At 61.3% G+C, this 12467-nt stretch carries 9 protein-coding genes, 1 tRNA gene and 2 pseudogenes; 9 read left to right on the top strand and 3 right to left on the bottom strand.

Annotated elements, in window-relative coordinates; all coding sequences use genetic code 11:
• The first annotated feature begins 119 nt into the window (after window positions 1-119).
• From serS to PQR53_RS11665, 4 genes and pseudogenes are all read left to right on the top strand, one after another.
• On the top strand, window positions 120-1415 hold the full coding sequence (gene serS, locus PQR53_RS11680) for a serine--tRNA ligase (protein ID WP_408453351.1): 1296 nt from the start codon (window positions 120-122) through the stop codon (window positions 1413-1415).
• Between the two features lie 171 nt (window positions 1416-1586).
• Window positions 1587-1676, top strand: a tRNA-Ser gene (locus PQR53_RS11675).
• A gap of 427 nt (window positions 1677-2103) precedes the next feature.
• Window positions 2104-2545 (top strand): annotated as a pseudogene (locus PQR53_RS11670) (Hcp family type VI secretion system effector).
• A 15-nt stretch (window positions 2546-2560) separates the two neighbouring features.
• A pseudogene (locus PQR53_RS11665) lies at window positions 2561-3042 on the top strand (DUF2778 domain-containing protein).
• A gap of 584 nt (window positions 3043-3626) precedes the next feature.
• Here the strand turns inward: PQR53_RS11665 and PQR53_RS11660 are convergent.
• Window positions 3627-4346 carry a hypothetical protein gene (locus PQR53_RS11660; protein WP_408453348.1) on the bottom strand — a complete coding sequence of 240 codons (720 nt, stop codon included), beginning with the start codon at window positions 4344-4346 and terminating at the stop codon, window positions 3627-3629.
• Between the two features lie 266 nt (window positions 4347-4612).
• Here PQR53_RS11660 and PQR53_RS11655 point away from each other — a divergent pair, with 266 nt between their 5' ends.
• From PQR53_RS11655 to PQR53_RS11635, 5 genes are all read left to right on the top strand, one after another.
• Entirely contained in the window at window positions 4613-5368 is a 756-nt protein-coding gene (locus PQR53_RS11655; RefSeq protein ID WP_408453345.1) for a hypothetical protein, read from the top strand.
• Between the two features lie 116 nt (window positions 5369-5484).
• Complete coding sequence (locus tag PQR53_RS11650) at window positions 5485-6255, top strand: DUF899 family protein (protein WP_408453342.1); 771 nt, start codon at window positions 5485-5487, stop codon at window positions 6253-6255.
• 138 nt (window positions 6256-6393) lie between these two features.
• Complete coding sequence (locus tag PQR53_RS11645; RefSeq protein ID WP_408453339.1) at window positions 6394-7695, top strand: NAD(P)/FAD-dependent oxidoreductase; 1302 nt, start codon at window positions 6394-6396, stop codon at window positions 7693-7695.
• Entirely contained in the window at window positions 7692-8555 is an 864-nt protein-coding gene (locus PQR53_RS11640) for a DUF1365 domain-containing protein (RefSeq protein WP_408453336.1), read from the top strand. The genes PQR53_RS11645 and PQR53_RS11640 overlap by 4 nt, the downstream gene beginning before the upstream one ends.
• A 12-nt stretch (window positions 8556-8567) precedes the next feature.
• Window positions 8568-9779, top strand: a complete 1212-nt coding sequence (locus tag PQR53_RS11635) for a class I SAM-dependent methyltransferase (RefSeq protein ID WP_408453333.1) — start codon at window positions 8568-8570, stop codon at window positions 9777-9779.
• A gap of 106 nt (window positions 9780-9885) precedes the next feature.
• On the opposite strand, the gene PQR53_RS11630 is transcribed toward PQR53_RS11635, so the two are convergent.
• On the bottom strand, window positions 9886-11211 hold the full coding sequence (locus PQR53_RS11630) for an Nramp family divalent metal transporter (RefSeq protein WP_408453330.1): 1326 nt from the start codon (window positions 11209-11211) through the stop codon (window positions 9886-9888).
• A gap of 119 nt (window positions 11212-11330) precedes the next feature.
• A complete protein-coding gene (locus PQR53_RS11625; RefSeq protein ID WP_408453327.1) occupies window positions 11331-12317 on the bottom strand; it encodes a ferritin-like domain-containing protein in 987 nt (328 codons plus the stop codon).
• Window positions 12318-12467 lie beyond the last annotated feature (150 nt).

Raw genomic sequence — 12467 nt, 5'->3', positions numbered from 1 at the left:
TCTGCGGCCGTTTCGGATGCTGTATCGCCATTGCGCGGCCCTCAACGATCTAACGCACCGGCCGCCCGTGCCGGTGCGCTAAAATCCCTGCTTCATACAACGAATACCTGCCCCATCCCATGCTCGACATTCAGCTGCTGCGCAAAGACCTTGACGGCGTCGCCAGGCGCCTCGCCGACCGCGGCTACACCCTCGACGTGGCGGCCTTTACCGCGCTCGAAGCGGAACGCCGCGACACCCAGACCCGTACCGAGGAAATGCAGGCGCGCCGCAACACTTTGTCGAAGCAGATCGGCGGGATGAAGGGGCGGGGCGAGGATACGTCGGCGCTAATGGCCGAAGTGGGTGGCATCGGCGACGAGATGAAGGCGTCGGCGGCGAGGCTGGACGATATCCAGAAGCGTCTGTCCGACCTGCTGCTCGGCGTGCCGAACCTGCCGCACGAAAGCGTGCCCCAGGGCCAGGACGAAACCGGGAACGTCGAAGTGCGCCGCTGGGGCACGCCCCGCCAGTTCGATTTCGAGGTGAAGGATCACGTCGACGTCGGCACGCCGCTCGGCCTCGATTTCGAGACCGGCGCGAAACTGTCGGGCGCGCGTTTCACGATGCTGCGTGGACAGATTGCACGGCTGCATCGCGCGCTGGCGCAGTTCATGATCGACACGCACACGCAGCACCACGGCTATACCGAGGTATACACGCCGTACATCGTGAATCCGGAGATTCTGTACGGCACCGGCCAACTGCCGAAATTCGCCGACGACATGTTCCGCGTCGAGAAGGGCGGTGACGAGAATACGGTTACGCAATATCTGATTTCGACGTCGGAAATATCGCTGACGAACACGGTGCGCGACAGCATTGTCGAAGCGGACACGCTGCCTATCAAGCTGACTGCGCATTCACCGTGCTTCCGCTCGGAAGCGGGCTCATATGGCCGCGATACGCGCGGCCTGATTCGCCAGCATCAGTTCGACAAGGTCGAAATGGTGCAGATCGTCGCGCCGGAAGCGTCGTATGACGCGCTGGAACAGATGGTCGGCCACGCTGAGACGATCCTGCAGAAGCTTGAACTGCCGTACCGGGTGATTACGCTGTGCACGGGCGACATGGGCTTTTCGGCTGCCAAGACGTATGACCTGGAAGTGTGGGTGCCTGCGCAGAATACGTATCGCGAGATTTCGAGCTGCTCGAACACGGAGTCGTTCCAGGCCCGCCGGATGCAGGCACGCTTTCGCAATGCGCAAGGCAAGCCGGAGCTGGTGCATACGCTGAACGGATCGGGTCTGGCGGTTGGCCGCACGCTCGTGGCCGTGCTGGAGAATTTCCAGAACGCGGATGGATCGGTGACGGTGCCGGCGGCGCTGCGTCCGTACCTCGGTGGCCTGGAGCGGCTGGAAGTGCCGGCGGCCTGATTGATGCCGGGTTGATGCGCGGCTGATGCCATTACCGCTTGCCGCGTCGCTTTAAAAAATTCTGGCGAAGGGCTTGGAAATCGGATTCAGCTGTTCTATAATCTTTCTCTCCCAAGCAACGACCCGCTTGGATCTGACGAAACAGTTACGTTGCTGTGAGTTGGAAGACCCGGAAAGGTGGCAGAGTGGTCGAATGCGCTGGACTCGAAATCCAGTGTACCTTTAGGGGTACCGTGAGTTCGAATCTCACCCTTTCCGCCAAATTAGAAACCCCCGCAAAGCGCAAGCCTTGCGGGGGTTTTGCTTTTGGGGCCCGTCATCGAGCCGTGTTTCACGGCTGGTCCATTCGACGCCACTGTCATTCGCTTCGATCAATTGCAGGCGATGGCTGCGCTGTTGAGTCTTGAAGAATTCGCGGAGCACTTCTGCGATCTCTCAACCGTCGCGCAGGTTTCCATTTTTGGTCTGTTCGAGGATGCACTCGCGGACAAACGCGCAACACTAACGCAGACAGTCGCGAATGAATAACCTTACTGGCTGAATCTTCCGCCCCAAAAAAGGCGGTCGATACGTGTCACCGTGCGCCACCCACAAATTGATGGGCGCGAAGGCCGACCTCGAAAGGGTCGGTTTTTTTTGTTTGCGGCAAATATCCCAAAAACATGAGCATCCGGCAATCTGCTAGGTTATCGACGGCGAATCGCAGGATGCTTCGCACCTGAACGAAATTGATGCGATTGGATGGCGTTGGAAAGTTTCGCAGCAGTCAACCATGATGTCGGGTTCCGGCGGCGGTGCGGCCAAGGCTACGGTTCCGATCTTCAATTCACCCACCAGCTAGACCGTGCCAGCCCGAATCTGGCAAATACTGCTTCATGGGCAGGCATATCGACCAAGTGAAATTGACCGCACGAAAGGCGGGACGGCTGCCATTCGAGTACCTGAAGATCACAATGTACGATGTGGTCATTACGCAGGTTGAGCCTATCGGTGGCGGCGTTTCTTGTCACGAGGAAGTACATCTATCTTTCGCAACGATGAAACACGAATACTTCGTGCAGAATGAGATGGGCGGAAGTGGCGGTGCGGTCACTGCTACGCTGTACATCAAAAACAACGCGATGAATTGACTTGGGATAAGTCGAATGCCGGTCAAATGCACCTTTGTTCTTAACAAGCAAACGACCTCTACTCTCACGTGTGAAGGAACCGCGCCGGTAGAGGCATTTTCGGGAACCGATCAAGGCCGGGACAATCCCGATGATACGGCTATGGAAAACGTTGGCCCACTCCCGAAGGGGACGTACTACCTTGTGGATCGACAGTCAGGCGGCTATCTTGGTTTTTTCTACGACATGTGGGACGCCTATGGTTTTGGTACAACCGACAGGCGCAAATGGTTCATGCTCTGGAATCCCGCGTCGGGCGATACGACCAACATCAATGGAATCAAGCGGGGTAATTTAGGTTGCACCCAATGGGAGTGCGGCGGTTGAGCGAGGGCTGCGTTACGGTTGTCCATCCATATGAATTCGACAGGCTTCAAAAATTCATCCGCACGCGCGCGGCAAGCTTGCCCGTACCCGGTACAGCCTTGCGGGCATATGGGACCGTTGAGGTCAAATGAGGAAAATCATTGTGAAGCTGAGAGCTTGCGTCGTTTTCATCGCGGCGCCGGTTATTGGTGGATTGTTTCTCTCGCACCTCCCTGATCTGATTCCATGCGGGAACGTTATCGACGTGTTTTTCCTTGTAGCGACATGCCGTATCCGGTCGATATGTTTATACGGTTTTGTCTGTCCGTCGCTGGACGCGACGACTTGGCAAACCCTGACGACATGGAAGCGCTCGCAGCGCTTTTTTATTGGATAGTCGCAACGCTACTGGTCGGTTTGCTAGTTCATCTTGGCAACCGGGCCTTACAGCGCTACCTCGCGAGAAAAAAGATGCCACCGATAGCTTACCCCGTCGCCGGCACCTAATGCCTCGCGTTGGCGTCACCTCTTCCAGACGTGCGTTGCCCAAGCTCCCATCATCGGTCGCCGCTGTTCCAAAAGGTCGGTACGGTGATAGGCCGCTTCAACCTTGTTTGCGACCTTATGCGCGAATGCTCGCTCTGCGAGGTCTTTCGCATTGTCGAAAATTGCGTTGTCGGTGCGAATGTCCGTCGACTCCCCGTCCGTACCGAACTGCCTCAACCCGACACCCCACTCAGCTGAACCGTAGCTCGCCGAAGTCGAGCGAGACCAACAGTGGTTCCGGCACCTTCTGCATGGCGTCGTCGTAAGCGTAGATTCGACGCATAGTCGGCATTCGGATGCCCTGGAACTCGCGATAATTACCCGGATAATTCGCGCCGGTCGCCCCGCCCAAAATGTCGACCGTGTAGTCGTGACGCCGCATGAGTCCATCGGGCCCGAAATGCGTAACCTGTGTTTTGGTGTGGCTCGCCACATAGTCTGGGAACGTGACTTTCAGGCGCCGCCACACTTCGGCATTTTCATGCCATGGCTCTATCTCTTCGGTTTCGAAACCGGGGTACGTGTAGAGAAATGGTGAAGTCAAATAAGTCCAGAGCGCTTCGCTTGCGAAATAGGCGACATGAAAACTGTCCCACGGCGTCTCGATCGTCTGCCCGGCAAAAAACGCTTCCGGATTCTCGCGACTTTCCACGACAACACCCGCCAGGGTTTCCAACGTCAGCCTGTCCGGTACGAACACACTGCGCCTATCCGGTGCGGTGAATGGCGTGATCGTCAGCTGTTCGGTGTGTGTTTTGATCTCGAAGAGTTTGTCGGCAAGCAGCCCCGGCTGTTGCTTCAAATGCCAGATCGCTCCGTCAATTGACAGTGGCGCTTCGAGTTTCGTAAAGCTGTTCCAGCGTTCCAGGCCGCCATGCGCGTCGATGGCAAAAGCCAACAGATCATTCATTGCCTGCTCCAAAAATAAATGACGACTTCAAACCCGGGTCCATAACAACTGTTCGGTTAGCCATTGCAGTTTTGTACGGTATGCACCATTGCCGCGGATGTCGGTACGCTTTCGTACTGGGGACGGGACGCGTCAATCATATTTTTCGAGCCAGGGTTCACCCATCACCACACGCCTCTGCACACCGATCTTTGCGCAAAAATGGAATAGACCGCCCCCGCAGACCGTTTAAACGACGTGTTCGAACAACCCGTGGCAGGCTCTCCATGAACATCCGACAACCGCATGTCATTCGATCCGCCAGCGGACTGCTGCTGATCGCGTCCGTCGCCTTGTTCGCGGCCTGTGGCGGAGGCGGAGGCGGCTCTGGCGCGAGCAGCATGTCCACGGTCGCACTCGCCGGTACGGCCGCAACCGGCAAGGCGCTCGCGAACGCGACGATCAATATCAGTTGCGCACAGGGCTCGATGTCGGTCGGCGCAGATGTGAACGGCAACTACCGGGCGACGCTCCACGCGGTGATGCCGTGCATGATCACCGCAACATCGAGCGCGACGGTGCTGCATTCAGTTGCGTTCGCCGGCGGCACGTACAACGTCACACCCGAAACCGACCTGTTACTGTCGTACGTGGCGGGGCAGCTCGGTACGAACGAGAGTGGGCTTATCGCCGGCTTCCCGGCGAGTACGCTGTTTCAGCAGACGCTGGCAAATCAGAACGATCTGCTGACCGCGCAGGCCGCTGTGGCACAGAACATTCAACAGACGTACGGTGTGGCGCTGTCCACGCCCAACTTCCTGACCACTTCATTTACTGTCGGTCAACCAGGCGTGGACAGTGATCTCGAAGCGCTCCTCGCTCGCGGTGCAATCGATGCCAACGGCGCGCCTGACGCTACCGCCCTCGCGCTTATGGCAACGATGGGAGCGGCGCATCCGATTACTGTGGCCCCAGGTGCGGGCACGGGCTCCGGCGGCACAGGCGGCACCGGAAGCCAGGGCGGCATAGGCGGAATGATGTGACCCAGCGAGACACAACCACATCATGGCCCAGGGGAGCCGTCCGAGGCGCAGCCGCGGCGACACTTCAACGAGGGACGCGATCCGTTCCCAGGCGATCCGCAGGGAGGTAGAAACTCATGACTATCCGGTTTCCAAACGAGTCCGCGGAGTACAGGGCCGCGCGCGATAACCTGCTCGAGCGGGAGATCGAATTACGCCGCAACATGGAGGCGGTGGCCGCTGCCAGGCGAGCGCTGCCGTCTGGCGGGCTTATTCTGGAGGACTACGTTTTCGAAGGTCAAGGGTCGGACGGCGTACCGGGCGATGTGAGATTGTCTGAGTTGTTTGCACCCGGCTTAGATTCGGTCGCGATCTACAGCTTCATGTTCCCCCGCGCGTCCAATGACAGACGGCCAGGGCCCGAGGCCGGCTCGACGGCGCTCCTGAAGCTCGAGGACGGCCCATGCCCATCGTGCACCGCGCTGCTTGACCAGTTCGAGGGCGCCGCGGAGCACGTCGCCCCACGTCTCAATCTCGTGACAGTCGCGAAGGCCCCTCTGCCGCGCATTCTTGCCTTTGCCCATGAGCGCGGCTGGCGGCGCCTGCGCCTGCTGTCTTCGGCGGGAAACAATTACAACCGCGACTACTTCGGTGAAACGGCGGACGGGGCACAGATGCCCATGCTGAACGTGTTCCATCGCGATGGCGGCGTGATCCGCCACTTCTGGGGCACTGAGCTCCTGTTCGCACCCGCCGATCCCGGACAGGACTGCCGCCACACCGGTACGCTCGAACCACTCTGGAACCTGTTCGACCTCACCCCCGAGGGGCGTGGATCCGACTGGGATGAGCAGTTGAGCTACTCATGCTGCGCCGCAAATAGCGTAAGGGCACCGCACGGCAACTAAATCGGTAACTTCTTCACGCCTGCAAAATCCGCCCCCTTTGCATCCATTTCCACCCCCGTTGCGTAAATCCCTCAAGGGCGCGCAACCCCCGCCACATCCCCTCGACCAAAGCGCGTCCCACGACCAGGAGACGCGCCCATGGCCCACCCCGCACCGACCTCTCCACTACCGCGCGGCTCGCGGGTCGCGGTCATCGGCGCCGGTATCTCGGGTTTAGCCAGCGCCTATCTGCTGGCGCGCAACCATCAGGTCACCTTGTTCGAATCGGCCGGCTACATGGGCGGTCACACCAACACGGTGGACGTGATGCTCGAAGGCCACACGCATCCCGTCGACACCGGTTTCCTCGTTTTCAACGACCATACCTATCCGAATCTGATCGCGCTGTTCGCCGAACTGGGCGTCGAGTCGCATCCGAGCGACATGACCTTTTCAGTCTCGCTCGATGAAGGCCGCCTGGAATGGGCCGGCACCAGCCTGAACACGGTATTCGCGCAGCGCCGCAATATGTTTTCGCCGACCTTCATCGGCATGCTGCGCGACATCATGCGTTTCAACCGCAGCGCGCAGCGGAACCTCGAAATCGCGACGCAAACGCGCGCGTCGATGGGCGAACTGCTGGCGGCCGGCGGCTACGGCGGCGCGTTCCAGCGTCACTATCTGTTGCCGATGGCCGCTGCGATCTGGTCGAGCGCGACCGCCGACATCCTCGCCTTTCCGGCCACCACCTTCCTGCGCTTTTGCCTGAACCATGCGCTGCTTCAGGTGAACCGCCGGCCGCAGTGGAGGACGGTGGCTGGAGGAGGGCGCGAGTATGTGCGCCGTATCGTCGGCACGCTCGACGACGTCCGCATCGCCACCGCGGTTAGAGGCGTGCGGCGCGATGCCGACGGCGTCGACGTCTTCACGGACAACGGCGCGGAGCGTTTCGACGCGCTCGTGCTTGCCACCCATGCGCCGACTACGCTGCGGCTGCTCGAAGACGCGGGCGAGGACGAGCGCGGCGTGCTCAGTGCGGTGCGCTACCAGCCGAACGTCGCCGTGCTGCATACGGATACGAATCTGCTGCCGCGTCGTCAGCGCGTGTGGTCGGCGTGGAATTACCTGGGAAGCCGCGGCGTCGACAGCACGCATCCGGTGTGTGTCAGCTATCTGGTCAATCAGCTCCAGCCGCTGCCGTTCAGAACGCCGCTTGTCGTCACGCTCAATCCGGTGACGCAACCCGCGCCGGGGACCGAACTGCGCCGCTTCGTCTACGACCATCCGCTGTTCGATCTGGCCGCCATCGATGCGCAGCACCGTCTGCCGTCGCTGCAAGGCAAGCGCCGCACCTGGTTCGCGGGCGCGTGGACGGGCTATGGTTTTCATGAGGACGGACTGAAGTCGGCACTGCGCGTGGCCGCCGATTTCGACGCTTCGCCGGCATGGGCCACGCTATGAATCCTGCTCGCGTTGACGTCGACATCGATCCGGCCGCGTGGCTTTTGACGGGCCAGGTGATGCACGAGCGTCTGCGGCCGAAGCATCATCGCTTCACGTATCCGGTGTTTTACGTGCGCTGTGATCTGGATCGTCTGGCGTCGCTCGATCATGGATGGTTCGGCATCGACCGGTGGCGTTTGCTGAGCCTTCACCAGTGCGATCACGGTCCGTGTGACGGCAGCGATCTTGCCACGTGGATGCGCGCGCAACTATCCGCCGCGGGCCTGGACGTGGCGAACGGCAGGATCTGGCTGCAGGCGTTTCCGCGCGTGTTCGGCTACGCGTTCAATCCGGTTAGCTTCTGGTTTTGCCACGACCGCGACGGGCAATTGCGTGCGCTGCTGGCGGAGGTGCGCAACACGTTCGGCGATCGCCACAGCTATCTGCTGAGCGCCGCTGGCAACGCGCCAATTACGGTTGAGACAGAGCTCAAATGCCGCAAAGTGCTACACGTGTCGCCATTTTGCCGCGTCGAGGGGAGTTACGAATTTCGCGTAAGAGAGACGCCGAACAGTGCGTCCGTCTCGATCGTCTACCGCGACGCCGACGGGCTCCTGATTCGCACGGCACTCGGTGGCCGTCTGAGGCCCTTGACACGTTCGACAGCACTTGCCGCGCTGATCCGTCAGCCGCTCCTGACCGTCGGCGTCGTCGCAAGAATTCATTGGCAAGCGTTGCGCCTCGCCATCAAAAGAGTGCCGTTCCATGGCAAAAAGCCTGCGCCGGGCCGCACCGCCGATGCCTCCACGGACGCATCCACCGACCATGCCGCGGCCGGTCGACCGTCCGCCGCTGCGCGCCGCATTTCGACCGATTGAGGAGATTCAGCCATGGCGCTTTCAAGAACCCTGAGCGGCCACCGGCCCGTCCCCGCGTCGGGCCGTCTGTTTCTCTCTCTGCTCGAACGGATTCAGGTGGGACATCTGGTGCTGATCACGCCCGACGGTCAGCAGCGCGTGTTCGGCGATCCGCGCGCGGCGCCGGCCGCGCGTCTGGAGTTGCGCGACTGGCGTGCCTGCGGGGCGATTCTGCGCAAAGGCGACATCGGTTTCGCCGACGCGTGGCGCTCGTTCTGGGTCGACACGCCGGATCTGGCCGCCTTGCTGCGCGTCGCCATCCGCAACGAACGCGCACTGCAACGCACCGTCTACGGCGGCTGGCTCGCCCAACTCTGGTACGGGTTGCGTCATAAACTGAGGCCCAATACACGCTCGGGCAGCCGGCGCAATATTCACGCGCACTACGACATCGGTAACGCGTTCTACGCGCAGTGGCTGGACTCGACGTTCACGTATTCAAGCGCGGTGTTTCACGGCAATTTCTATCAATCGCTCGAAGACGCGCAGCATGCGAAGTATCAACGCATCATCGATACGCTCGGTTTGCGCGAAGGCATGCGCATTCTGGAAATCGGCTGCGGGTGGGGCGGTTTTGCGATGCATGCGGCACGCCAGGGCATTCACGTGCACGGCGTAACGATCTCGCCGGCGCAGTTCGAATTCGCCGGAAAGCGTGTGAGCGAAGCGGGCTTGAGTGAGCGCGTGCACCTCGAATTGTGCGACTACCGTACGCTGACCGGCCAGTACGACGGTGTCGTATCGATCGAAATGTTCGAAGCCGTCGGCGAAAAATTCTGGCCGACGTACTTCCGCATTCTTTGCGAACGCTTACAGCCAGGCGCACGCGCGCTCGTGCAAACCATCACGATCGACGACTCGCACTTCGCAGCCTATCGCGCCACTAGCGACTTCATCCGCGAGTTCATTTTTCCGGGCGGCATGTTGCCGAGTCCGCGGCGTTTCGTCGAAGCGGCCCGGCGCGGCAAGCTCGCGGCGCACACGTCGTTGGCATTCGGGCGCGACTACGCCGAGACGCTGCGCCGCTGGCGCAGTGAGTTCGAAGCTCAGATCGAGACGATTCGCGCGCAAGGCTTCGATGAGATTTTCGTGCGGACGTGGCGGCTGTATCTGGCATATTGCGAAGCCGGTTTCGACGAAGGGCGCACAGATGTGATGCAGTTCGTGCTCGCCCCGGCGGACTGACCGCAGGCACTTGCTTGGGATAACGCAGTGAGGGCGCGCATGGAGAGCTTGCGCATGCCGGACCGTCTTCGACATGAAACTCGTTGACCGGATGCCGGCGGCTGCTTCACCCCGCCCGGAACGGTGGCCAAGGTGAAATCCCAGCCACTTGCAGCAGCAAGATCAGATTCAGTGCCAGCACGACAACCGTGCCGGTTACCGCCGCGATCGTCGTTGAACGCCGGTTCCTGTAGCGGCCCATCAAATCGCCGCGCGACGTGAACCACACGAGCGCGATCATCGGCACGGGCAGCGCAATGCTCAGCACCACCTGGCTTAGCACGAGCGCACGCGTCGCATCCAGTCCGCCGGCAACCACGACGAAGGCCGGCACCATCGTAATCAGCCGTCGGGCCCAAACAGGAATGTGAAAGCCGACAAAGCCCTGCATGATCATCTGCCCGGCCAGCGTGCCGACCACTGAACTCGACACCCCGGAAGCAATCAACGCCGCGAGAAAGAGACCCGCCGCGGCGCCACCCAGCAGCGGCGTCAGTGTGCGCCACGCGGTCTCGATGCTGGCGATCTCGGCATGGCCAGCGTGAAACGCGCTCGAGGCCATGATCACCATCGCCATGTTGATGAGCCCGGCGACACCGAGCGCGGCCACGACCTCGAGATTCGAAAACCGCAGCAGCTTCGCACGTTCGCCTTCATTGCGCGGCTTCACGCGCTTCTGCGTGAGTCCCGAATGCAGGAACAGCACATGTGGCATCACGGTCGCGCCGATGATGCCGACTGAAATCGTCAACGCATTGCTATCGGGCATGCTGGGCGTGAACGTATGTTCGACGACCGACGGCCAATGCACAGGCGCAATCAGCAACTCGGCGAGATACGACAGCCCGATCACACCGATGAGCGCCGCGATCGCCAGTTCGAGCGGGCGGAAGCCGCGCTTCTCGAACTGCAGCAAGCCATAGGTGACGGCGGCGGTGATCAGCATGCTGGGCAGCATCGGTAGATGCGTGAGCAACGAAACGCCGATTGCACCGCCGACGAACTCCGCCAGATCGGTTGCCATTGCCGCGATTTCGCTGATGCCCCACATCGCGAGCACGCAGCGGCGCGGCAGCGCCGAGCGGCATAACTCGGCGAGATTGCTGCCGGTGACAAGCCCCAGCTTGGCGGATAGAGACTGAAACAGCATGGCCACCAGGTTCGCCAACGCCACCACCCACAGCAGGGTATAGCCGTAACCGGCGCCCGCCTGGATATTGGTGGCGAAGTTGCCCGGGTCCATATACGCGATCGAGGCCACCACCGCCGGCCCGACGAACGGCAGCATCGCCCGCACGCCGCGGCGCCTTCCGGCCAGCGCCTCGCGGACGTCGAAACAGGTCTGCTCGGTGAGGGTCTGAGGCACGGCGGCCTGACTCATCGCTTCGTTCATGACTGCTCCTGTCCGTTTTCAGGCGTTCAAGGCAATGCAGATGAAGACCGGGACGGGTGAGCGCGATGGTCATCGCGGCGACCCGTTGCCGGTGCACCCGGCACGGCAGCTTGCGTGCTTCAGGCGCTCATGTTGAGCGTGCCGTTCACACCGTTCGGGAAGAAGCCGCCCTTGGTCGCCACAGAACTCGTCAGATACACGATGTTGAGTACATTGCCATAGCCGCGGCTGAACGCGAGTCCGTTGCTGTCGAGCGGCACGATGTTCGACGAACCGGCCGTCGCGCCGGTGATGCCCTGATCGTCGTGGCCGTTGTTGTCGAGGCTGTCGCGCGCGGCGGAGATCGCGTTGGCGGCCGTGTAGATGCTTGCCGTGTCGACGCCTTTCGCAAACAGCACCGTGCGTACCAGACCCGCGTGATACGCCTCCGCCGCGAGAATGCCGGCCGCCGCTTCGAGGAAGGTCTTGTTGGTGATCAGAGGCGACGCGCCCTTGTAGGCCGTCACGCCGACGTCTTCGAAGATGAAGGCGCCGAGCAGGAAGTTGTTGTCGTTCGCGTACGGATTGAAGGCGACACCCGCGCCGACAAGTCCCGCCGCCCGCGCCGCATTCGAGAAGGCCCCGCTCGGATTGGTGCCGCCGATGTCGATCGAAGGCATGGCCACGGCTGCGCTACCCAAGGCTGAGCGCAGAAAGTTGACGTGCTCGCGTTCGTCATTGGCGATCTCGTTCGCGTAGGCCTGTACCACGGGATCCTGGAACGGCACTTGCTGCCCTGGGATCACCATGCCCATCGTGCCGACGCCCGTGGTCATGCTCGCGGGCAGTCCCGAGCCCGTCGTCGCATACGTATAGAACTGCGATTCGAGGTATTCCAGATTCAGCGCGAAGTTCAGGATCTCCGCGTCAGTCGGCGCGCTGGCCGCTGATGCGCTCGATCCGGAACCGCCACCGCACGCACTGATCAGCGTACCGCCGACCAACCCCAGACCCAGGCCGCCGGCGTTGCGGAAAAACTGTCTGCGTTGCAGGCGCCGTTCAACCCGGCGGTCAAGTACCTGGATAAGCTCTGCTGATTGAGCGGATTGATTGCTGGACTTCGACATGGCGATGCTCCTCAGATGGTTCGCTGCCAATGCCGCGGACTCGCGGTGCAGATGCATGGACACGGATACTCACACGATGCACAAACGCAAGAACGCGGACGCAAAGAGGCCCCGTCCTTCTGAGAAGAACTAAACGATGCGGGCAGAAGA

Origin of the sequence: Paraburkholderia fungorum (assembly GCF_046027605.1) — a bacterium.
Lineage (GTDB): Bacteria > Pseudomonadota > Gammaproteobacteria > Burkholderiales > Burkholderiaceae > Paraburkholderia > Paraburkholderia fungorum_F.
This window is presented reverse-complemented; position numbering and strand designations above follow the sequence as displayed.

Coding starts and splice junctions, on each gene's coding strand:
- PQR53_RS11630 (WP_408453330.1), bottom strand. CDS start 11,211: ATGAACGAAGCGATGAGTCAGGCCGCCGTGCCTCAGACCCTCACCGAG.
- PQR53_RS11645 (WP_408453339.1), top strand. CDS start 6,394: ATGGCCCACCCCGCACCGACCTCTCCACTACCGCGCGGCTCGCGGGTC.
- PQR53_RS11640 (WP_408453336.1), top strand. CDS start 7,692: ATGAATCCTGCTCGCGTTGACGTCGACATCGATCCGGCCGCGTGGCTT.
- PQR53_RS11660 (WP_408453348.1), bottom strand. CDS start 4,346: ATGAATGATCTGTTGGCTTTTGCCATCGACGCGCATGGCGGCCTGGAA.
- serS (WP_408453351.1), top strand. CDS start 120: ATGCTCGACATTCAGCTGCTGCGCAAAGACCTTGACGGCGTCGCCAGG.
- PQR53_RS11655 (WP_408453345.1), top strand. CDS start 4,613: ATGAACATCCGACAACCGCATGTCATTCGATCCGCCAGCGGACTGCTG.
- PQR53_RS11650 (WP_408453342.1), top strand. CDS start 5,485: ATGACTATCCGGTTTCCAAACGAGTCCGCGGAGTACAGGGCCGCGCGC.
- PQR53_RS11635 (WP_408453333.1), top strand. CDS start 8,568: ATGGCGCTTTCAAGAACCCTGAGCGGCCACCGGCCCGTCCCCGCGTCG.
- PQR53_RS11625 (WP_408453327.1), bottom strand. CDS start 12,317: ATGTCGAAGTCCAGCAATCAATCCGCTCAATCAGCAGAGCTTATCCAG.